Here is a 19,549-nt window from a genome sequence, read left to right on the forward strand (position 1 = left end):
TCTTGCCAGAGGAGCGTGCAAGACATGGCCGTACTGCATCACGCCTTTCGTTGCCCCGTCACGCCGGCCTTCGAAGAGACGGTCCGCGAGGTATTATCGGCATGGGATGCCGGCGACCATGAGAAACTCTCCGCAATGGCGCTGCGTCGCCTGCCCCGGATCGCGGAACGCGAGGATATCCAGGCGGCGTTTCGCCTCGATCCGGACGGGGCGGTGCCATCCTGGCTGCAGCCGGAATTCGCGAGCCCCGGGCTCGCTGCCTTGGTCCTGCTTGCCGACAGTTTCGTGCCGATACCGTCCCTCAGCGCCAGCAAGGACACGAACCACTACCTGCTTACAACGCATCTACCAGTGCTCGGCTGGAACGAGAGAGAGGTGCAGCTTCTCGTCCGCGGTGATCCGATCGAGGTTATGCTCGCCCGGCATTCAGTCTCTTCCCGCGAGCTTGTCGCGAGCAAGTTTCGCGAGACAGGCGGCTGGACGGACGGAACCGTGGCAAGGACACTCGGGGACTTGCTCTCCCGCCTTGCGGCGACAGTCGATTCCGGCGCCTCGCCGGCGGTTCAGGAGAGCTGGAACGCTCTTCGTCACAGTGGTGCAATCGACGATGCGCGTGCGATGCTCGCGGCGGTCGAGGACACCGATTGGCTCGTGACCAGCGTTACCCACTAGCGCATGTGACGATACAGCCGGCAGGATAATCCGCCCGATCACGCAAGATCTCCGTTGGATCGCTCTCGCCTGAAGTTGGTCAGGCCCAAGAACTGCTCGCAAGCATCCCTGCGGGAAAAGACATCCGGGCGACATGCGCGAAAGGGCTGCGGGCCTGCTCGACCCGCACCGCCCCCTACCTAGGCCGCAGCGATGCAAGCCGCGGCATCTTGGTGCTTCCGGTACCGGATCAGTTCCTCGATCGTGATGATCGGGAGATCATGGAGTTTGCAGAACGCCTTGAGTTCGGGCAGGCGCGCCATGGTGCCATCATCATTTGCGACCTCGCAGATCACTCCGGACGGATTCTTGCCCACCAGGCGCGCGAGGTCGACCGCGGCCTCGGTATGGCCGGGGCGGCCAAGGACGCCTTTCGGGTGGGCGCGTAGCGGAAAGATGTGTCCCGGCCGGGCAAAGTCCTCAGGCGCCGACGTCTCGTCCATCAGTGCACGCACCGTTGCGGCACGGTCGGCGGCCGAAATTCCCGTCGTCGTTCCGTGGACATAGTCGACCGACACGGTGAACGCTGTCTTGAGATACTCCGTGTTGTACGGGACCATCAGCGGGATGCGAAGAGCGTCCAGCCGTTCCCCTTCCATCGCGACGCAGATCAGGCCGCGCGCATGCTTCATCATGAATGCGATAACCTCAGGCGTCACGTGATCGGAAGCGACGATGATGTCTCCTTCATTCTCGCGGTCCTCGTCGTCGACGACCACGACCATCCCGCCGCGCGCAAAGCTATCCAATGCGTCTTCAATTTTCGAAAGTGTCATTTCAATGCCTTTCAAGGGTAACCGCGTGAGCGGCCAAACCACGACCTTCCGGCCGCCATCCATCCCTTGGGCGAACACAGCACACACGTCTCCCCGTGGGGGGAGGCGCCATGGCCGATGTTCTCTTTCATCCGGACTGTGACCGTCGGCTCCGGCATCGCACCGGATCTGCTGCCTTTCACCGGAGTGAAAGCGCTCGCGGGCTCCCGGCAAAGCCGGATACCGCCGGTGGGGAATTTCGCCCCGCCCTGAGAACCCTTTGAAAATAGGCGCAAGACCACAGCGATTTCAAGTGCAAAGGAACCGGTGGCGGCAATTGGTCGGCGAATGTCGCGTTTGCCTTTCTTAATCGTCGCGCACAGAAAACGGCACGGTGCTCGAGAGCACCGTGCCGTATTCGATGAAAGCCGGTATTGGTCGGCAGACGTTACCAGCAGCAGAAACCACCGTCGACGAGAAGGTCGACACCGGTGACGAAACTGGCCGCACCGGAAAGCAGGAAGACGGCGGGCCCGACCATCTCGTCGACCGTCGCCATGCGCTGCATCGGGGTCTGCTCTTCGAACAGTTTCGTCTGGTGCACCATCTCGGGCCGCGTGTTCATCGGCGTGGCGGTGTAACCGGGGCTGATCGTGTTGACGCGGATGCCGCGCCCGACCCATTCCATGGCCATCGACTTCGACATGTGGATAACGCCCGCCTTCGAAGCGTTGTAGTGGCACTGGCTCAGCCCACGATTGACGATCACGCCCGACATCGAGGCAATGTTGATGATCGACCCACGTCCGTTCTTCAACATCGCCCGTGCTTCCGCCTGGCAGGAGAGAAAGACCCCCTTCAGGTTGATGTCCATCATCGTCTGGAACTGGCTCTCCTCCATCTCCTCCGCCGGGTTGGCATTGGCAATGCCGGCGGCATTGACCGCGAGCGTGAGAGGGCCGAGCTCGGCCTCGGTCCGGGCGACCGCCTCGTTGAGCGCGGCGGCCTGGGTCACGTCGGCCGCAATCCGGATGCTGCGGCGGCCCGTTCCGGCTATGAACTCCGCCGTCCGCGCCAGCCCGTCATCGGTCCGACGGTCAAGCAGCGCGACGTCGGCGCCGCACTGGGCCAGGCCCATGGCGATACGCTGACCGATCCCGCTGCCCGCCCCCGTCACCAGCGCGACATTGCCGCCGAGGTCGAACAGTTTCGGTGCATTCAGTGTGATGTCCGGCATGACATTCTTTCCTTCTTCAAATCGTCGCCAGTTCCATGACCGAGACGTCGTTCGCGTCCTTGCGATCCAGAATACCGGCCTGCTTGCCTTGCGCCATGACCATGATGCGATTGGAGACGCCCAGCACCTCTTCGAGGTCCGAGCTGACGACGATCACCGCCACACCCTCCCGAGCCAGGTCCATGATCATGTCATAGATAGAAGAGCGCGCGCCGACATCGATGCCGCGGGTCGGTTCGTCCAGCACCACCACCTTGGGCTTGCGCGCGAGCCATTTCGCCAGCACGACCTTCTGCTGGTTGCCGCCCGACAACTCGCCGGCGTCCTGCCTTCCGCTGCCCTTGACGCCGAACTTGCGGATGTAAACCTCGGCGAATTGGCCAAGGCGACGTGAGGTCAGCCAGCCACCGCGGGAGATTTCCTGCAGGTTGGCATAGCCGATGTTTTCCTGGATGGAATGTTCGAGGACCAGTCCTTGCAGCTTGCGATCCTCCGGAACCAGGACAATGCCTTTCCTGATCGCCTCGCCCGGCGAGCGCGGCGTCACGACATCGCCGTCGAGGAGCACCTCGCCGCTCGCGATCGGGTCTGCACCGGTCACCGCACGGACGAGTTCGGTGCGCCCGGCACCGACGAGGCCCGCAATTCCGAAGACTTCGCCCCGCTTTACCGAGAAGCTGATGTTGTTGAAGGTCCCGGCCGGCGCGCAGAGATCGCGTACCTCCAGCATCACCTCGTCCTGCGGTGCGGGAACCGCCGGGAACATCCGCTCCAGCGAGCGGCCGACCATGGCTTCGACGATGGTGCGGACCGGAACGTCGCCGCTGTCGAACTCCTGCACCTTTGCGCCGTCGCGCATCACCACGATGCGATCGGCGATCTGGCGAATTTCTTCCAGCCGGTGGGAGATATAGATGATACCGACCCCGTCGGCCTTGAGGCGCTCGATCTGTCGAAACAATAGCTGCGTCTCTTCGCCGCCGAGGGCAGCCGTCGGTTCGTCGAGGATCAGAAGCTTCGCGTTGAGCGTCATCGCCTTCGCGATCTCGATCAGCTGCTGCTTGGCGGTCGAAAGACCCTCCACCCGCCGGCGCGGAGAGATGTCGAGCCCAAGGCGCTGGAGGCCAGCATGGGCACGTTCTTCCATCGCCTGCCGGTCCACGCGACCGCCCTTCATCAGGTAACGTCCGACAAAGACGTTCTCCGCGATCGACAGTTGCGGCAGGAGCTTCAGTTCCTGATGGATCATGCCGACGCCCGCGTCCATCGCCGCGCGTGGATTGGCCGGGGCGTAGGGCGCCCCGAGCCATGTCATGTCACCGGCCGTCGCCTCGACGGCCCCGGAGATGATCCTCGACAAGGTCGATTTTCCGGCTCCGTTCTCGCCGAGCAACGCCACGACCTCCCCGGACCGGACATCGAGATCGATGCCGTGCAGCACTTCCATCGAACCGTAGACCTTGCGGATCTTCCGGAGAGAAAGGATGGGTGCGGTGTCCTTGGCGGTCATGGCGCTCTCTTCCGATCGGAATCAGGGATGCTCGGCAACGAACTTCGCGGCATTCTCCGGCGTCGTCAGGAAGCCCGGCAGCAGCTGTTCGGCCGGGAGCTTTTCGCCGGCTGCAAGCTTGACCGCGCTGTCGACTGCGAGGCGACCGATGCCGCGAACCTGCTGCGTCGCGGTCGCGTCGAAACCGCCCTGGGCGAGGATCGGCAGGGCCGTCGTGTCGCCGTCGAAGCCGCCGATATAGACGCGCTGGGAGACGCCGGAGACCTTGACCGCCTGGGCGGCGCCGAGAGCGAGACCATCAGCCTGGGCGAAGATCAGCGAAACCTCGGGGTTTGCCTGCAGCAGGTTCTGACCGATGTTCAGGCCTTCGGCCTGCGACCACTGCTCGCTCCACTGTTCGGCGACGAGTTCGACGCCGGCGTTTTCGCCGATCGCCTTCTGGCAGCCCTTGGTACGCTCGACTTCCGGCGTCGTGCCCTTCTGGCCGTGGATCATCAGCATCTTGCCCTTGCCGCCGGCAAGACCGATGATGTGCTTGCAGACTTCGTAGGCCGAGGTGGCGTTGTCGGTGGCGATGAAGGTGTCACCGGGCGCCTCATCAGCATTGCGGTCGACGTTGACGACCGGAATGCCGGCTTCCTTGGCGAGACGGGTCGGCACGGCCGCAGCTGCGGCACCCGCCGGGATGTAGATGAAGGCGTCGATGTCCTGGGTCAGCAGATCCTGGACCTGGCTGATCTGGGTCGCGCTGTCATTCTTGGCGTCGACGGTGATGACCTCGATGCCCTTCTCCTTGGCATAGGCTTCGACGCCGATCTTGATCTGGTTGAAATAGTCCGCCTGCAGGTTCGAGACCGCAAGGCCGATCTTCTTCACCTCTGCGGCCGAAGCGCCGAGCGGGCTGAGCGTCGTGGTTGCCAGTGCAGCGGCAGCCAGAAGGACTGTCTTGAAATTCATGGTAGATCTCCTCCGTTGTTTTCGGGACCTCGCTACCACCGCAGGCCCGATGTTTTGCCTGGCGATTTGCCCGGCGGTGAACTGGCGGCATCGCCGCCAAACTGTGCACGAGGCCGAAGCGTTACCTTCGCTTGACGGCTTCGGCTGCGACTGCAAGCGCGATGACGACGCCAATGACCACCGCCTGCGTGAAGGGCGAGACCCCGAGAAGGTTCAAGCCGTTGCGCAGCACGCCGATGATCAGCACGCCGATGATGGTTCCGGGAACGCCACCCTTGCCGCCGCTCAGGCTCGTCCCGCCGATGACGACGGCTGCAATGGTGTCGAGCTCGTAGGAGACGCCGGCGGTCGGCTGCACGGAGTCCAGGCGCATGGCGAGAACCACACCCGCCAGCCCCGCCAGCAGTCCCGAGATGACATAGACGCCGACGGTGTAGAGCTTGACATTGATGCCGGCGAGCCGCGCAACCTCCTGGTTGCCGCCGATGGCGTAGAGAGAGCGGCCGCCCGACGTGTAGCGCAGGTAGAGCCAACCCAAAATGAACACCACCAGCATCACGGCCACGGTGAGGGTGAGAAAGCCGCCGTAGCGGGTGTAAGCCAGAAGGCTGAACCAGGACGGAAAGCCGACGATCTGTTGCCCGTCGGTGATCATGTTGGCGAGACCACGCGCCACGGACATCATTGCGAGCGTCGCGATGAACGCCGGCACGCCGAGCGCCGTGATCAGAATGCCCGATATCGCCCCCGTGGCGGCCGCAACAGCCAGCGCCACGAGAATGCCGAGAGGCAGCGGCAGGCCGATCTGGTTGGAGAGATATCCCATCACCATCATCGTCAACGCCAGCACGGAGCCGACGGCGAGATCGATTCCGCCGATCAGGATCACCATGGTCATGCCCACCGCCATGATCCCGAGAACGGTGATCTGGTCGAGGACATTGAGCAGATTGCGGACGGACATGAACTTGTCGGTCGCGAAGGAAAGAAAGATGCAAAGCAGGATGAGGCCAACCAGAGGGCCGGTCGCTCCTCTCAATGCCGACAAGGCACTCGAGCCTGCGCTGCGATCTTGGTCTGTCGCTGATACCGACATCCAGCCCTCCCATGCTGCCGCCGACCGGTTTACGTCGGCATAATTATTCATTACTGTCTGTAAATTCGTAACGCACGAATTGTTGGGCTGTCAACTGCCGATCTACGCGGGATCATCAGTTTTATTTCGACGGAAAGGCTTGACAGTCGGAACGCAAGTGCAATTATATGACGCACGGCATATTTATTCACAATGAGGATTTCATGCAGCCGAACGATCTCGACCGCATCGCCAGACAGATACGTCTTCGCGATCTCCAGGCGGTATACGAAGCGGGCGCCGGCCATATCGGCGGTGAAATGTCTGCTATCGACATTCTGACTGCGCTTTACTTCCAGGTGCTGCGAATTTGGCCCGACCAGCCGAAGCATCCGGATCGGGACCGGTTCGTCCTGTCGAAAGGTCATGTCGCCTTGGCGCTGTACGTGACGCTGGCAAAGCGTGGCTTCATCCCGGAAGACGAGATCTCGACATTCCTGAAGCCCCACTCGCGCCTGAACGGGCACCCGAACTGCAACAAGGTTCCCGGCGTCGAGACGAATACCGGACCACTCGGGCACGGTTTGCCCGTCGCTGTCGGCATGGCGAAGGCCGCGAAGCTGACCGGTGCGGCCTATCACACCTACGTGCTGACCGGTGACGGCGAGATGCAGGAAGGCTCCAACTGGGAAGCGATATCGTCCGCGGCCCAGTTCGGCCTCGACAATCTCACCCTGATCATAGACCACAACCGCTTCCAGCAGGGCGCGGCGCTGAAGGACACGAACGACCTCGCCCCCTTCCCGGCCAAGCTCGAAGCCTTCGGATGGGACGTGAGCGAGATCGACGGCAACGACATCAGCCAGATCGTTCCAGCTCTTCAGCGACGTGGCGAACGCCCGCATTGCATCGTCGCCCACACCAACAAAGGCCACGGAATCTCCTTCATGCAGGACAAGGTCGACTGGCACCACAAGGTGCCGAATGCCGAACAGTACAAGATTGCCATCGCCGAACTTTCGGAGGCGCTGTGATGAACGCGGTGACGTCCCCCAAGCTCCACGATTGTCGCGACGCCTTCGTTTCCGTGCTGGAAAGGCTCGGGGCGAAAAATCCGAAGGTCGTTGCCGTCTGCAACGACTCGGTCGGCTCGTCGAAGCTCGGCGGCTTCAAGTCGAAATGGCCGGAGCGCCTGGTGAATGTGGGCATTGCCGAGCAGAACATGGTGGGCGTTGGCGCCGGTCTCGCGAACGGCGGTCTTCTGCCATTCGTTTGCGGCGCCTCCTGCTTCCTCACCGGCCGCTCGCTGGAACAGGTCAAGGCCGACATCGCCTATTCGAACGCCAACGTGAAGCTGGTCGGCATCTCGTCCGGCATGGCCTATGGCGAGCTCGGCCCGACGCATCACTCGATCGAGGACTTCGCCTGGACGCGCGTGCTGCCGAATCTTCCGGTGATCGCGCCCTGCGACTCAATCGAGACGGCCGCCGCAGTGGAATGGGCGGCAGCTTACGAGGGTCCGGTCTTCCTGCGCCTGTCGCGTGTCGGGGTCCCCGACCTCCTGGCACCGGGCCACCAATTCGAGCTCGGCAAGGCCAACCTCTTGCGCGACGGCGACGCCGTCACGCTGATTGCCAACGGCACCCTCACACACCGCATGATGAAGGCTGCGAACATCCTGGCCGCTGAGGGGATCGAAGCACGCGTCCTCAACATGGCGACGGTGCGCCCCATCGATGTCGCGGCAGTTGTTGCGGCGGCGCGGGAGACCGGCGCCATCGTCACGGCAGAGGAGCATTCGACCTTCGGCGGGCTCGGCTCTGCCATCGCCGAGGTCGTCGTCGCCGAGGCACCCGTGCCGATGAGAATCCTCGGCGTTCCGGGGATATTTGCGCCCACCGGCTCGGCCGAATTCCTCCTGGACGAATTCGGCATGTCGCCCGCCGGGATCGCGGAGGCGGCAAAGACCCTGATCGCACGGAAGTCTTCACGCATCTGACGATGCGCGTTTAAAATCCGTGCCGGGCGCGGCAGAACACCCCTCTTGCCGCGCCCGCCAACGTCCGTCTGTGGAGACATCATGATCACCGCCATCCTCGCCATCGACCAAGGCACCACGAATTCAAAGGCCGTGCTCGTCTCGACTGAAGGGGAAATTCTGGCGCGCGGATCCGCGCCCGTCGGGATCTCGCACCCGCAACCCGGCTGGGTCGAACAGGACCCCTTGCGGATCTGGCAGTCGGTGCAGGAAGCGATTGCCGAATGCCTCGGCGCCGGGCCTCCGGTCGATGTGCTCGGCATCGCGATCTCCAACCAGCGGGAGTCGGTGACCATCTGGGATGCCGAGACCGGCGAGCCGCTCGGCCCCGTGGTCAGTTGGCAATGCCGCCGCAGCGCACCGGTCTGCACCGACCTGAACGCGGCCGGGCATTCGCACCGCGTCCAGGCGCTCACGGGTCTGCCGATCGACCCGATGTTTCCCGGCCCGAAGATGAAATGGCTGCTTGACCGCGCGCCGGCCGGCCGGACGATCCGGCTCGGGACGATCGACGCGTGGCTGATCCATTGCCTGACAGACGGCGCCATTCACGCCTGTGATGCCTCCAATGCCGCACGCAGCCAGCTCTACGATCTCAATCGCAATACCTGGAGCGACGAACTGTGCGAGCTCTTCGGCGTGCCGAGAGCGGTCCTGCCGGAGGTGCACGACAGTGCCTCCGACTTCGGCGCAACGCGCAACGTGCCGGGCCTGCGCGACGGAATCCGGATAGCGGCAGCGATCGGCGACAGCCATGCAGCCCTTTTCGGCCACGGAGCCTTCAGCCCCGGCGACGGGAAGGTCACCTTCGGGACCGGCTCGTCGATCATGACGACATTGCCCCGCTTCATCGCGCCCGAGCACGGCATTACGACGACGATCGCCTGGTCGATCAACGGCGAGCCGACCTATGCCTTCGAGGGCAACATTCTGGTCTCTGCCTCGGCCCTGCCGTGGATGACCGAAATCCTCGGCCTTCCCGACGTCCAGGCTCTCGTCGACCTCGCGGCAACGGCAGCGCCCGGCGGGCCCGGCTTCGTCCCGGCCTTCGTCGGCCTCGGCGCACCCTACTGGCAGGCCGACGCCCGGGCGCTCTTTGCGGGCATCACGTTCAACACGACCCGCGCGCAGATGGCCCGCGCGGTGACGGACTCGATGGCCTTTCAGGTGCACGACGTGTTCAGGGCGATGTCGGCACAGTCGCCCGCCCCCCTCGGTCGCCTTTATGCGGACGGAGGGCCCAGCAAGAACACCTTCCTCATGCAATGCGTCGCAGATACGCTCGCCCACGCCATCATCCAGAGTGAAGCGCCGGAGGCGTCGGCGCTCGGAGCCGCCTATCTGGCGGGTCTCTCCCTCGGCGTTTGGCCCGATCTCGACACCATTGCCGCTCTGCCGCGCAGCAGAATCACGCTTGCCCCGCGAGCCTCCGACGCCGCCGAGCGACTTCGGGTGTGGCAGGACGCAATCTTCCGCTCGACGGTTCCCGCGACTTCAATTATGGGTGAATAAAAATTCATCCCGGAGGGACCATGGGACGCCTGAACGAGTTGCGACTGATCGCCCGCGTTGCACAGATGTATCACGTCGAGGGCAAGCGGCAGGCGGAGATCGCCGATGGCCTGCACATGTCTCAGGCAACCGTCTCTCGGATGCTGAAACGGGCCGAGCTGGAGGGTATCGTCCGGACCACCGTCATTCCGCCGCCGGGCACGTTTGCCGATCTCGAAACCGCACTTCGCGAGCGTTACGGCCTGACGGAAGCGATCGTCATCGACTGTTCCGAGGATCGTGACGGCGCCATCATGGCGCGCATCGGCGAGGCCGCGGCACATTTTCTGGAGGTGACCCTCCGGCAGGACGAGATCATCGGCGTCTCGAGCTGGAGCCAGACCATCCTGCGCATGGTCGACAACATTCATCCGCTGAAAAGCGCCAAGGCCAAGTACATCGTGCAGATCCTCGGCGGCATGGGCGACGCCTCGGTCCAGACCCATGCCACGCAGCTGACTGCCCGGCTCGCCAAGTTGACGGGCGGCGAACCACGGCTGCTGCTCGTCCAGGGCATCACCTCGTCGCGCGAGGCGAAGCTCGTCATGCTCGCCGACCCGGTCGTGCGCGGCACCATGGACCTGTTCGGGCGGCTGAGCCTCGCGATCATCGGCATCGGTGCGGTCGAGCCTTCGGAACTCCTGGCCCGTTCCGGTAACGTCTTTTCGCGGCAGGAAATGGCGATGCTGCAGGAGGCAGGCGCGGTCGGCGAAATCTCGTTCCGCTTCTACGACCGTGACGGCAAACCGGTCGAGACGCCGCTCAACGAGCGGGTCATCGGCATGTCGCTCGAGGACCTGAGGAAGGCGGACCGCGTGATGGCGGTTGCCGGCGGGGAATCAAAGACCCAGGCGATCGCCGGCGCCTTGAAGATGGGTATCATCGACGTCCTTGTGACGGACAAATTCACGGCAGCGAGGCTGACAGCCTGACCTCCTGGGGACGGACTGCCGGATCGGCTGCAAGCGGAGGAGTGAGACGATGCAGCGTTTTTCCAAACGGTCCGTCTTCGTCACGGGGGGAAACAAGGGGATAGGACTGGGCATCGCCCGGCGCTTCGCTGAAGAAGGCGCGAAGGTCGCCATCGCCGCGATCGAAAAGAACACCACAGACGCCGCGGCGGATCTCGCACGGGAGACCGGGGCGGAGGTCATCGGGCTCGTGCTGGACGTGACCGATGCCGACGCAGTGCGGAAGGCCTATGCGGAGGCTGAGGCAAGGCTCGGGACGCTGTCTGTCTCGGTCCAGAACGCCGGCGTGATCACGATCGCCAAGGTGGAAGACCTCACCGAGCGGGAATGGGACCTCAATCTCGACGTCAACACCAAGGGCGTGTTCCTCTGCTGCCAGGAGGCGATCCGCCGTTTCCGCGCCAGCGGAACAAAGGGGCGGCTCATCAACACCGCCTCCGGCCAGGCACGCCAGGGCTTCATCTATACGCCGCATTATGCAGCCTCGAAATTCGGGGTCGTCGGACTGACCCAGAGCCTCGCGAAGGAGCTGGCCCGCGAAGGGATCACCGTCAATGCCATCTGCCCGGGCATCATCCACACCGAAATGTGGGATTACAACGACCGCGTCTGGGGCAAGATGCTCGGCGACTACGGACCCGGTGAACTGATGGCAGAATGGGTCGAGGGCATTCCGATGGGCCGCGCCGGCACGCCGGCCGAAGTCGGCGCACTCGTCGCCTTTCTCGCCTCCGCCGATGCGGCTTACATCACCGGGCAGACGATCAACGTCGATGGCGGGCTGATCATGTCGTGAGCGTGTCGCCGGTGGCTGCCGATCCGCCCATCTCGGCTGAGCCTGCCTTCGCACCGGGCGGATCTACGATCCCACGTCGCATTCCGTTATCCCCGAGCCAGGTGCCGGACTTGACCTGTGTCAGTCTCCATTCGCGCATTCGTGCTAATATACACCGGCTATCGGCCCCAAGAGGATCTCGCCATGACCCGTGAGAGAATATCCGCCACAGTCTCGATGCTCGCAATTGTCGTTCCGCTTTACGCCGTGACCTCCGCGCAGGCATTCGCGCAGGATTACGGCCGGATGAGCTGTGACGAACTCTGGTACGAGAGGAACGCCATTTATGCCGCCAAGGGGTACTGCTTCAAAACCGACCGCGTGCGCAGCGTTTTTGGACGGGGATGTTTCCCACCTTTCGGCAAACTCACGCGCAGCGAAACACGACGCGTCAACCTCATAGAGCAGTGGGAACGCTATTACGGTTGCCGCTGATCCCCAAATCGCCGGCTCACCGAGTTCACTTCTCGTCTCCCGGCCTGGAATCGCGCTTCCCGGCTGAACAGGCTCGTGGCCTGGGAAGCCGAGCCTTTCGCGCATCGTGATCACGGCGGACAGCCGCCCGACGGGACTCCGGGGGCTGCTCGTGGTTTCTTTCGAGTTATTACTTGTCTTTTTTACTCATGTTTATTATCAGGTCTCCAGAGGCGGTTGCACGGTCCGCGTCTCGGACCATTGCGTCACCGACCTGCTTTTGTGAAAGGACCTGACGGTGCGGACCCGTTCTCTCCCATTTGCCGCTATGGCTCTTCTCATCACATGTCTTGCGCTCTGGAGCGATGGCGCAATGACGACAGCCCTTGCGCAGCAACAGAGTGGTCCGACGTCGACGGACATCGTGCAGTCGCTGCCTTCGCCTGCGCAGCCGTCCGTGGAAGACGCTACGGTCGAGCTTCCTCCTTCCGCACTGCCGCACAATCTCTCGCCCTGGGGAATGTTCCTGGCCGCTGACAACGTGGTCAAAGCCGTGATGATTTCTCTGGTCTTCGCGTCCGTCGTGACTTGGACCATATGGCTCGCCAAGACGCTGCAGCTTGCAACCGCAAGATATCGTGCCAGCCGCGGTCTGCGCCTCCTGTCGGAAAACCCCACGATGGCGGGCGCACTCACTGCGCTCGCAGGACGCAACGGCACGGTCGCTGACATGCTCCTCGCTGCTCAGCGGGAAATCGAACTCTCTGATCCGGCGATCGATCATGCGGGCAGCGAGGGCCTGAAGGCCCGCGTCGGCTCCGCTCTCGAACGAACCGAAGCACGAGCGGGCCGCCGCATGGCAAAGGGCACCGGCGTGCTGGCGACGATTGGTTCCACGGCTCCATTCGTCGGCCTGTTCGGCACCGTCTGGGGCGTCATGAACTCCTTCATCGGCATTTCGCAGGCCCAGACGACCAATCTTGCCGTCGTGGCTCCCGGGATCGCTGAAGCACTGCTCGCGACAGCGATCGGCCTTGTGGCGGCCATTCCCGCTGTCGTCATCTATAACGTCTTCGCGCGATCGGTCACGGGCTACCGGCATCTTCTGGCCGACGCGTCCGCCGGGATAGAACGAATCGTCAGCCGCGACCTCGATTTTCGCAAGCTCTCCGGCGCCGGCCGCGCGAAGCCGACATTCGCAGGAGAATAGGTCGATGGCCGGAGGAATCCGCGAAAGCCACGGCGACGAACTCTCGGAAAACCACGAGATCAACGTCACACCCTTTATCGACGTAATCCTGGTGCTTCTCATCATTTTCATGGTCGCCGCACCGCTCGCCACCGTCGACGTCAATGTCGACCTGCCGGCATCGACGGCGAAGGCCGCTCCGCGGCCTGAAAAGCCGATCTACCTGACGCTCAAGGACGATCTTTCACTGATGCTCGGCGACAGTCCCGTCAGCCGGGACGGGCTGGGGGCGAGCCTCGAACGACTAACCGAGGGAAATCACGAAAACCGCATTTTTCTTCGGGCGGACAAGGTCGTCGATTATGGGCACTTCATGGAGGTCATGAACCTCGTGCGCGATGCCGGCTACCTGAAGATCGCGCTCGTGGGCCTCGAGAGCGTACCGGCTAATGCGGAAGGCGCCGGGGCTGCGCCGCGCAATGAGGCAAAGGCGCCGTGACCGTATTGCTCAACGACTTTCGCCGCAGTCTCGCCGGGGACAGTCTCGCCTGGGGCGCTGCGGCACTGATCGTTGCATCCGCCCACGCTGCTGCCCTTGCCGTTATGATGCACACGCCCACGGAGATCGGCGCCGATCCGGGCCCGCAGGCGGCGATCATGATCGAGCTCGCCGCAGAACCGGAAGCGACGGAACCCCGGGAAGAAGAGATCGTTCCCGACAATGTGGATGCGGACGAGATCATCTCCCCTGCAGCAGATCCCGCGCCCGCCCCCGACGAACCGAAACCGTTGGAGACAAGCGATACGACGACGCCGGAACCGCTCGCTCCGGCGGAGGACAGACCGGCGGAGAAGGTTATCCCCAGCCCCGAACCGACGACGGTGCCACCGCAGCAGGAGGAGCCGGATCCGGTCGAACAGCAGGTTCTCGCGGCTCTCGAGAACGTCGAAGTTCCTCTACCCGTCACTCGCCCTGCGCCCCCGACGCCGGCGCCCGCCCACAAGACACCGCCGCCCTCGCAGGCGGCCCGCAAAGCCAAGATCGACGTCACCAAGTCCGAACGCACCGCAGCTCCCGAGACAACCGCCGGCCGGGGCGCGGCAGTCTCTCCCGCGCGCTGGCAATCTCGGCTCATGGCACATCTCGAACGGAGAAAGCGCTATCCTGCGGCGGCACGATCGGCTCATGAGGAAGGCACGGTCTATGTGCGTTTCCGGATCGACACCTCCGGGAATGTGCTGTCCGTCTCGCTTTCGAGGTCGTCAGGTCATTCTACCCTCGACGAGGCGGTTCTGGACCTTGTCCGACGCGCCTCTCCCGTACCGGCGCCGCCGCCGGGCGCCAGTACGACAATCGTCGCGCCGGTTCGCTTCGACATACGCTGAAGACACCCCCACGGCGAGCGGTGCGACCTGCTCCCTCGAACGAATGCGCGAGACACGGCTTGTTGACTTCATACCAACTAGTCGGTATCTCAACCAGTGGAGGAAAACATGATGCCCGGATCAGTCACCAAACCGGACGCGAGAGTCAAGCTGCTGGACGCCGCCCTGACGGTGATCCGCACGAAGGGTTATTCGGCCACGACGGTGGACGAACTCTGCGCGGCCGCGGGCGTTACCAAGGGTGCCTTCTTCCACCACTTCAGAAGCAAGAACGAACTCGGCGTCGCCGCGGCAAACCACTGGTCTGAAATGACGGGGGCACTGTTCGCCGGCGCGTCCTATCACGACCACCCTGCCCCTCTCGTCCGGATCCTCGACTATCTCGAGTTCCGCAAGGCGCTTCTCGCGGGTGACCTGCCGGACTTCACCTGTCTCGTCGGCACCATGGTGCAGGAGACCTACGAGACGGTGCCTGCCATCCGCGACGCCTGTGCGCGCAGCATCACCAGTCATGCTGCGACACTCGAAGCCGACATTGAAGCGGCAATGCGCGAGCGCGAGATGGCGCCCGACTGGACGGCGAAGTCACTCGCGCTCCACACCCAGGCCGTCATCCAGGGTGCCTTCATCCTGGCAAAGGCCACGGGTGGAGCCGAGATCGCAGCAGACAGCATCGACCACCTCAGCCGCTACATCCGATTGCTCTTCGGCGCCGGAGCAGAGCGGCACAGCCTCTGAGTGATGCCACCCCGACAACAGGCGGTCAGGGTCTTCGAGGAGGATCGGAGACGACGCGAAACCGAGGAGCTTTCCGATGACACCCACCATTACCGCCTTCGAACGTTCGCCGGACGGTGGTCAGGGGCTCGCACGTGACACACGCGTCCGTTGGGCCTTCGAGGAGGTGGGGCAACCCTACAACGTCCGCCTCGTCTCGTTCGCCGCAATGAAGGAGCCGGCACATAAGGCAGTTCATCCTTTCGGCCAGATCCCGACTTACGAAGAAGGCGATCTCGTGCTCTTCGAAAGCGGAGCAATCGTCTTTCATATCGCCGAGCGCCACGAGGGTCTGTTGCCGACGGAGGCAAATGCCCGGGCCCGCGCGATCACCTGGATGTTCGCGGCCCTGAACACCGTGGAGCCGCCGATCCTCGACCGTGCAACGACCTGGATATCGGAACGGAAGGAGCCCTGGTGCGAGCAGCGCCTGCGCCTCGTCGACGACCGCATCCGAAGCCGGCTGGACGATCTTTCCGCCCGCCTCGGCAACGCGGACTGGCTCGATGGCGAGTTCAGTGCGGGCGACCTGATGATGGTCTCGGTCCTCATAAGATTGAGATCGTCGCGGATCCTCGACGAGTATCCGAACCTTTCCGCCTATGTCGCCCGCGGCGAAGGGCGGCCCGCCTACAAACGCGCTTTCGCCGCGCAACTGGCGATCAATACCGGCGCGCCGCCGGCCTGACGACCCCGGCCCCGCTTTGCCGCGGCGCCGCCAACAGCACCTGAAACCCGAAGACGTAAGGAGAATGGAAATGACCGAACTCATTACCTGCCTGTGGTTCGACCATGGTGAAGCAAGCAAGGCCGCAAAGTTCTACGCCACGACATTTCCCGACAGCCACGTTGACAAGGTGAGCACCGCCCCCGGTGATTTTCCCGGCGGCGGTGCGGGCACCGAACTGACGGTCGAATTCACGGTCCTCGGCCGACGCTTTCTCGGCCTCAACGGCGGCCCGGTCTTCACGCCGAACGAGGCCGTAAGCTTCATGGTTCTCACCGAAAACCAGGAGGAGACGGACCGTTACTGGAATGCCATCACCGGGGATGGAGGCACAGAGAGCGAATGCGGCTGGTGCAAGGACCGCTGGGGTTTCTCCTGGCAGATCACGCCACGGAGACTGATCGAGCTCACGACGAGTTCGGACGCCGGCGAGGCAAAGCGCGCCTTCGAAGCGATGATGACGATGAAGAAGATCGACATCGCGACGCTTGAAGCCGCGGCCGCAAACCGGTCATGAGCGGCCGGTCCGGCCGGTTGTTCCCGGCCGGACCTCCAGAACAAGGAGGCGAACCTCGCCGCGTCAGACGATCTTTCCACGCGCAACGATCGGCCATGTCTCCGGGGTCGTCCGGCCGTCGCCCGTCACCACGACGGCATCGACCATGTTGGTCACCACGCAGGCGTGGTTCGGCACGATCCTAACCTTGTCGCCGACAGCAAGACCGATCGGCCCCGTGCTGATCAGCCGTCCATGCTCCTCGGAAAGCTGGTCAATCGCGATATCGTCGCGCCCGAGGACGTGGCCATAGCCGGTGAGCCCGAGAAGGTCAGAGGTCAAGGTCTTCGACCCGGCGTCGATGATGGCGCGGTTGGGCGCGGGAACCGAAACGACAGTTGCGAGCACATTCAAGGCGCAGTCGTCCCAACCGCAAGTTCCACGCGATACCAGCGAGCGGTCGTTGTAGACATAGGTCCCGGGCCGGTACTCGGTCGTCACCGGGGCTTCCGCAGCATGCATCATCGAGGGCGTGCCTCCCGAGGTGATGACGGGGACGGCAATACCCCGTGCCTCGATGCGGCTCTTCGCCTCCTCCAAGAACCGCTCCACCGCCGCCTCGCCTCCCGCCGGAGGGTAGGTCATGAGACCACCGAAGACGAGACCAGGTGACGCGTGGATGTGGGCGGCGAGCGCCTCCGCCGCTTCAGGCGTCAGGACACCGCAACGGTTTGCGCCGGTGTCGCATTCCACCAGGACGGTGAGAGGCTGCGGCTCGCCGCGAAACGCCCCGGACAGCCCATCCACGACGGCGCGGCTGTCTGCGACGACGGACAACGTCACTTTCCTGGCAAGCGCCTTCAGGTGATCGAGCTTTTCAGAGCCGACGATGTTGTAGGTGATCAGGACATCGGTGATGGCACGGCTGCCCGCAACCATCGCCTCGGCCTCCGACACCTTCTGGCAGGTTATGCCGACCGCGCCGGCCGCAAGCTGCATCTCGGCGATGGCCGGAAGCTTGTGCGTCTTGATATGCGGTCGAACGCGAAGTCCGTGGTCATCCGCATAGTGCTGGAAACGCTCGATGTTGCGCCTGGCGACGTCCAGGTCGATCAGAACAGCCGGCGTGTCGATCGCCGCCAGGTCTTCGGGAGAAAAGGACATGAGAACCTCGGTACTGATGGATGCAGCGCGGCAGGGACGTGCCACTGCTTAGCGCTGCATCGCAATGGCTATTGACAAGACATCCTCCACGGGCGTTGATATGTCAATCCGGTAAAACAGACACATGTCCGCTATATTGGATTTTAGAAGAAACACTCAACTCCCAGGGGAACGCCATGACCATTTCCTTCCGTGCCGGCCTGATGTCGCTGGTCGCAGCTACCTTCCTTTCCACACCGGTTCTCGCCGAAGGCAGCAAGCTTGATGAAGTCCTTGCCCGCGGCCACCTCGTGCTCGGCACCGGCAGCACGAACGCGCCCTGGCACTTCAAGAGTGCCGACGACAAGCTGCAGGGCTTTGACGTGGATATGGGCCGTATCGTCGCAAAGGCCCTGTTCGGAGACCCGGACAAGATCGAGTACGTCAACCAGTCTTCCGACGCCCGCATTCCCAACATCACGACCGACAAGGTTGACCTGACCTGCCAGTTCATGACCGTCACCGGCGAACGTGCCCAGCAAATCGCCTTCACCATTCCCTACTACCGCGAAGGCGTCGGCCTGATGCTGAAGGCCGACGGCAAATATGCCGACTACGCTGCGCTTAAGGCCGCCGGCTCCTCGGTCACCATCTCGGTCCTGCAGAACGTTTACGCCGAGGACATGGTGCATGCCGCACTCCCCGAAGCGACTGTCGACCAGTACGATTCCGTCGACCTCATCTATCAGGCGCTCGAATCCGGCCGTGCGGACGCCGCGGCGACCGACCAGTCGTCGCTCGCCTGGTATATGACGCAGAACCCGGGGCGCTATAAGGACGCCGGCTACGGCTGGAATCCGCAGACCTACGCCTGCGGCGTCAAGCGCGGTGACCAGGATTGGCTGAACTTCGTCAACACGGCGCTGCACGAGGCCATGACCGGCGTCGAGTTCGACTTCTATGCGAAGTCCTACAAGACGTGGTTCGGCAAGGATCTGGCCCCGCCGCAGATCGGCTTCCCGGTCGAGTTCAAGTAAGACGCGGGCACTGTCATCGGGACGAAGGGCCTTGGCCCTTCGTCCTTCATTCACTTTCTATGGCAGGACCCCGCCATGGGTTATACGCTCAATTTCGCCGCCGTCTGGCGCAGTTTCGACCAGCTTCTGGAAGGATTGCTTCTCAGTCTCGGTCTGGCTTTCGTTTCCATTCTGATCGGCGCGCTGATCGGTCTGCTCGTCGCCTTTGCGCTGGTCGCGAAAAGCGGCTGGGCCAAGGCGCCGGCAGCGACATACGTGACGATCATCCGCAACCTGCCGATCCTCGTGCTGGTACTTTTCGCCTATTTCGCGCTGCCGCAAATGGGCGTGCGGCTCGGTAAGATCGAGAGCTTCGTCGCCGTTCTGGCCATCTATTCCGGCGCCTATCTCGCCGAGGTCTTCCGCGCCGGCCTTCTGTCGATCCCAAGGGGACTGACGGAGGCGGGGCTTGCGATCGGCCTGACGCAGATGCAGATCCGCGTGTCGATCATCGCCCCCCTGATGTTCCGCAACGTGCTGCCGTCGCTTTCCTCCACGGTGATCTCTCTGTTCAAGGATACCTCGCTGGCTGCGGCCATCGCCGTCCCCGAGCTCACCTTCGAGGCTCGCAAGATCAATGTTGAGACTTTCCGTGTCATAGAGACATGGATCGTCGCATCGGGTCTTTACGTCGCCACTTGTTCGCTTCTCGCGGCGCTGATGCGCGTCGCGGAGCGACGCCTGGCCGTTCCGAGGTGATG

The 19,549-nt window shown here is 63.4% G+C and carries 21 protein-coding genes and 1 riboswitch; of the genes, 15 read left to right on the forward strand and 6 right to left on the reverse strand.

All coding sequences use genetic code 11. The annotated features are described in order from the left end of the window. Positions 1 to 24: 24 nt before the first annotated feature. Positions 25 to 672 carry a hypothetical protein gene (locus DFR48_RS12780; protein ID WP_114363523.1) on the forward strand — a complete coding sequence of 216 codons (648 nt, stop codon included), beginning with the start codon at positions 25 to 27 and terminating at the stop codon, positions 670 to 672. Between the two features lie 179 nt (positions 673 to 851). Here the strand turns inward: DFR48_RS12780 and ribB are convergent, their stop codons facing one another. The 5 genes from ribB to DFR48_RS12805 all read right to left on the reverse strand — a co-directional run bounded on the left by ribB (position 852) and on the right by DFR48_RS12805 (position 6,266). Next, the gene (ribB, locus tag DFR48_RS12785; protein WP_114363575.1) at positions 852 to 1,487 is read right to left on the reverse strand and encodes a 3,4-dihydroxy-2-butanone-4-phosphate synthase; all 636 of its coding nucleotides are present in this window, start codon (positions 1,485 to 1,487) and stop codon (positions 852 to 854) included. A gap of 115 nt (positions 1,488 to 1,602) precedes the next feature. Further along, positions 1,603 to 1,747, reverse strand: a riboswitch (FMN riboswitch). A gap of 167 nt (positions 1,748 to 1,914) precedes the next feature. Beyond that, entirely contained in the window at positions 1,915 to 2,703 is a 789-nt protein-coding gene (locus DFR48_RS12790; protein WP_114363524.1) for an SDR family oxidoreductase, read from the reverse strand. 16 nt (positions 2,704 to 2,719) lie between these two features. After that, positions 2,720 to 4,213, reverse strand: coding sequence for a sugar ABC transporter ATP-binding protein (locus DFR48_RS12795; protein WP_114363525.1), 1,494 nt, complete (start codon positions 4,211 to 4,213; stop codon positions 2,720 to 2,722). A 21-nt stretch (positions 4,214 to 4,234) separates the two neighbouring features. Beyond that, complete coding sequence (locus DFR48_RS12800) at positions 4,235 to 5,170, reverse strand: substrate-binding domain-containing protein (RefSeq protein ID WP_114363526.1); 936 nt, start codon at positions 5,168 to 5,170, stop codon at positions 4,235 to 4,237. Between the two features lie 121 nt (positions 5,171 to 5,291). Continuing rightward, positions 5,292 to 6,266: an ABC transporter permease gene (locus tag DFR48_RS12805; RefSeq protein WP_114363527.1), complete on the reverse strand. Its 975-nt coding sequence runs from the start codon at positions 6,264 to 6,266 to the stop codon at positions 5,292 to 5,294. 203 nt (positions 6,267 to 6,469) lie between these two features. On the opposite strand from DFR48_RS12805, the gene DFR48_RS12810 reads away from it, so the two are divergent. From DFR48_RS12810 to DFR48_RS12865, 12 genes are all read left to right on the forward strand, one after another. Next, entirely contained in the window at positions 6,470 to 7,279 is an 810-nt protein-coding gene (locus DFR48_RS12810; RefSeq protein ID WP_170141867.1) for a transketolase, read from the forward strand. Beyond that, a complete protein-coding gene (locus DFR48_RS12815; RefSeq protein WP_114363529.1) occupies positions 7,279 to 8,244 on the forward strand; it encodes a transketolase family protein in 966 nt (321 codons plus the stop codon). Before DFR48_RS12810 ends, DFR48_RS12815 begins: the two co-directional genes overlap by 1 nt. 81 nt (positions 8,245 to 8,325) lie before the next feature. Then, positions 8,326 to 9,795, forward strand: coding sequence for an FGGY family carbohydrate kinase (locus DFR48_RS12820; RefSeq protein WP_114363530.1), 1,470 nt, complete (start codon positions 8,326 to 8,328; stop codon positions 9,793 to 9,795). A 20-nt stretch (positions 9,796 to 9,815) separates the two neighbouring features. Beyond that, positions 9,816 to 10,766 carry a sugar-binding transcriptional regulator gene (locus DFR48_RS12825; RefSeq protein WP_114363531.1) on the forward strand — a complete coding sequence of 317 codons (951 nt, stop codon included), beginning with the start codon at positions 9,816 to 9,818 and terminating at the stop codon, positions 10,764 to 10,766. Positions 10,767 to 10,815: 49 nt separating this feature from the next. Beyond that, complete coding sequence (locus DFR48_RS12830) at positions 10,816 to 11,601, forward strand: SDR family oxidoreductase (RefSeq protein ID WP_114363532.1); 786 nt, start codon at positions 10,816 to 10,818, stop codon at positions 11,599 to 11,601. Between the two features lie 183 nt (positions 11,602 to 11,784). Next, positions 11,785 to 12,075 (forward strand): YARHG domain-containing protein, encoded by a 291-nt coding sequence (locus DFR48_RS12835; protein ID WP_245415605.1) that lies wholly within the window; start codon positions 11,785 to 11,787, stop codon positions 12,073 to 12,075. A gap of 307 nt (positions 12,076 to 12,382) precedes the next feature. Continuing rightward, positions 12,383 to 13,264 (forward strand): tonB-system energizer ExbB, encoded by an 882-nt coding sequence (gene exbB / locus DFR48_RS12840; protein ID WP_114363533.1) that lies wholly within the window; start codon positions 12,383 to 12,385, stop codon positions 13,262 to 13,264. Between the two features lie 4 nt (positions 13,265 to 13,268). Further along, positions 13,269 to 13,742 (forward strand): TonB system transport protein ExbD, encoded by a 474-nt coding sequence (gene exbD / locus DFR48_RS12845; protein ID WP_114363534.1) that lies wholly within the window; start codon positions 13,269 to 13,271, stop codon positions 13,740 to 13,742. Continuing rightward, on the forward strand, positions 13,739 to 14,629 hold the full coding sequence (locus DFR48_RS12850) for an energy transducer TonB (RefSeq protein WP_245415607.1): 891 nt from the start codon (positions 13,739 to 13,741) through the stop codon (positions 14,627 to 14,629). Before exbD ends, DFR48_RS12850 begins: the two co-directional genes overlap by 4 nt. A gap of 111 nt (positions 14,630 to 14,740) precedes the next feature. Further along, positions 14,741 to 15,367 (forward strand): TetR/AcrR family transcriptional regulator, encoded by a 627-nt coding sequence (locus tag DFR48_RS12855; RefSeq protein ID WP_114363578.1) that lies wholly within the window; start codon positions 14,741 to 14,743, stop codon positions 15,365 to 15,367. A 76-nt stretch (positions 15,368 to 15,443) separates the two neighbouring features. Further along, the gene (locus DFR48_RS12860) at positions 15,444 to 16,094 is read left to right on the forward strand and encodes a glutathione S-transferase family protein (protein WP_114363535.1); all 651 of its coding nucleotides are present in this window, start codon (positions 15,444 to 15,446) and stop codon (positions 16,092 to 16,094) included. A 70-nt stretch (positions 16,095 to 16,164) separates the two neighbouring features. After that, on the forward strand, positions 16,165 to 16,650 hold the full coding sequence (locus DFR48_RS12865; RefSeq protein ID WP_114363536.1) for a VOC family protein: 486 nt from the start codon (positions 16,165 to 16,167) through the stop codon (positions 16,648 to 16,650). 63 nt (positions 16,651 to 16,713) lie between these two features. Here the strand turns inward: DFR48_RS12865 and DFR48_RS12870 are convergent, their stop codons facing one another. Continuing rightward, a complete protein-coding gene (locus DFR48_RS12870) occupies positions 16,714 to 17,793 on the reverse strand; it encodes a D-TA family PLP-dependent enzyme (protein WP_114363537.1) in 1,080 nt (359 codons plus the stop codon). A 176-nt stretch (positions 17,794 to 17,969) separates the two neighbouring features. Between DFR48_RS12870 and DFR48_RS12875 the strand changes: the two genes are divergently transcribed. After that, positions 17,970 to 18,809, forward strand: coding sequence for a transporter substrate-binding protein (locus tag DFR48_RS12875; protein ID WP_114363538.1), 840 nt, complete (start codon positions 17,970 to 17,972; stop codon positions 18,807 to 18,809). A gap of 75 nt (positions 18,810 to 18,884) precedes the next feature. Then, positions 18,885 to 19,547: an amino acid ABC transporter permease gene (locus DFR48_RS12880; protein ID WP_114363539.1), complete on the forward strand. Its 663-nt coding sequence runs from the start codon at positions 18,885 to 18,887 to the stop codon at positions 19,545 to 19,547. Positions 19,548 to 19,549: the final 2 nt, after the last annotated feature.

The sequence above is a fragment of the Ciceribacter lividus genome (assembly GCF_003337715.1).
Taxonomy (GTDB): Bacteria; Pseudomonadota; Alphaproteobacteria; order Rhizobiales; family Rhizobiaceae; genus Allorhizobium; species Allorhizobium lividum.

Excerpts from the sequence above, each read along its gene's own strand:
- DFR48_RS12780 (WP_114363523.1), top strand. The coding sequence starts at position 25 with ATGGCCGTACTGCATCACGCCTTTCGTTGCCCCGTCACGCCGGCCTTC.
- ribB (WP_114363575.1), bottom strand. The coding sequence starts at position 1,487 with ATGACACTTTCGAAAATTGAAGACGCATTGGATAGCTTTGCGCGCGGC.
- DFR48_RS12790 (WP_114363524.1), bottom strand. The coding sequence starts at position 2,703 with ATGCCGGACATCACACTGAATGCACCGAAACTGTTCGACCTCGGCGGC.
- DFR48_RS12795 (WP_114363525.1), bottom strand. The coding sequence starts at position 4,213 with ATGACCGCCAAGGACACCGCACCCATCCTTTCTCTCCGGAAGATCCGC.
- DFR48_RS12800 (WP_114363526.1), bottom strand. The coding sequence starts at position 5,170 with ATGAATTTCAAGACAGTCCTTCTGGCTGCCGCTGCACTGGCAACCACG.
- DFR48_RS12805 (WP_114363527.1), bottom strand. The coding sequence starts at position 6,266 with ATGTCGGTATCAGCGACAGACCAAGATCGCAGCGCAGGCTCGAGTGCC.
- DFR48_RS12810 (WP_170141867.1), top strand. The coding sequence starts at position 6,470 with ATGCAGCCGAACGATCTCGACCGCATCGCCAGACAGATACGTCTTCGC.
- DFR48_RS12815 (WP_114363529.1), top strand. The coding sequence starts at position 7,279 with ATGAACGCGGTGACGTCCCCCAAGCTCCACGATTGTCGCGACGCCTTC.
- DFR48_RS12820 (WP_114363530.1), top strand. The coding sequence starts at position 8,326 with ATGATCACCGCCATCCTCGCCATCGACCAAGGCACCACGAATTCAAAG.
- DFR48_RS12825 (WP_114363531.1), top strand. The coding sequence starts at position 9,816 with ATGGGACGCCTGAACGAGTTGCGACTGATCGCCCGCGTTGCACAGATG.
- DFR48_RS12830 (WP_114363532.1), top strand. The coding sequence starts at position 10,816 with ATGCAGCGTTTTTCCAAACGGTCCGTCTTCGTCACGGGGGGAAACAAG.
- DFR48_RS12835 (WP_245415605.1), top strand. The coding sequence starts at position 11,785 with ATGACCCGTGAGAGAATATCCGCCACAGTCTCGATGCTCGCAATTGTC.
- exbB (WP_114363533.1), top strand. The coding sequence starts at position 12,383 with ATGGCTCTTCTCATCACATGTCTTGCGCTCTGGAGCGATGGCGCAATG.
- exbD (WP_114363534.1), top strand. The coding sequence starts at position 13,269 with ATGGCCGGAGGAATCCGCGAAAGCCACGGCGACGAACTCTCGGAAAAC.
- DFR48_RS12855 (WP_114363578.1), top strand. The coding sequence starts at position 14,741 with ATGCCCGGATCAGTCACCAAACCGGACGCGAGAGTCAAGCTGCTGGAC.
- DFR48_RS12860 (WP_114363535.1), top strand. The coding sequence starts at position 15,444 with ATGACACCCACCATTACCGCCTTCGAACGTTCGCCGGACGGTGGTCAG.
- DFR48_RS12865 (WP_114363536.1), top strand. The coding sequence starts at position 16,165 with ATGACCGAACTCATTACCTGCCTGTGGTTCGACCATGGTGAAGCAAGC.
- DFR48_RS12870 (WP_114363537.1), bottom strand. The coding sequence starts at position 17,793 with ATGTCCTTTTCTCCCGAAGACCTGGCGGCGATCGACACGCCGGCTGTT.
- DFR48_RS12875 (WP_114363538.1), top strand. The coding sequence starts at position 17,970 with ATGACCATTTCCTTCCGTGCCGGCCTGATGTCGCTGGTCGCAGCTACC.
- DFR48_RS12880 (WP_114363539.1), top strand. The coding sequence starts at position 18,885 with ATGGGTTATACGCTCAATTTCGCCGCCGTCTGGCGCAGTTTCGACCAG.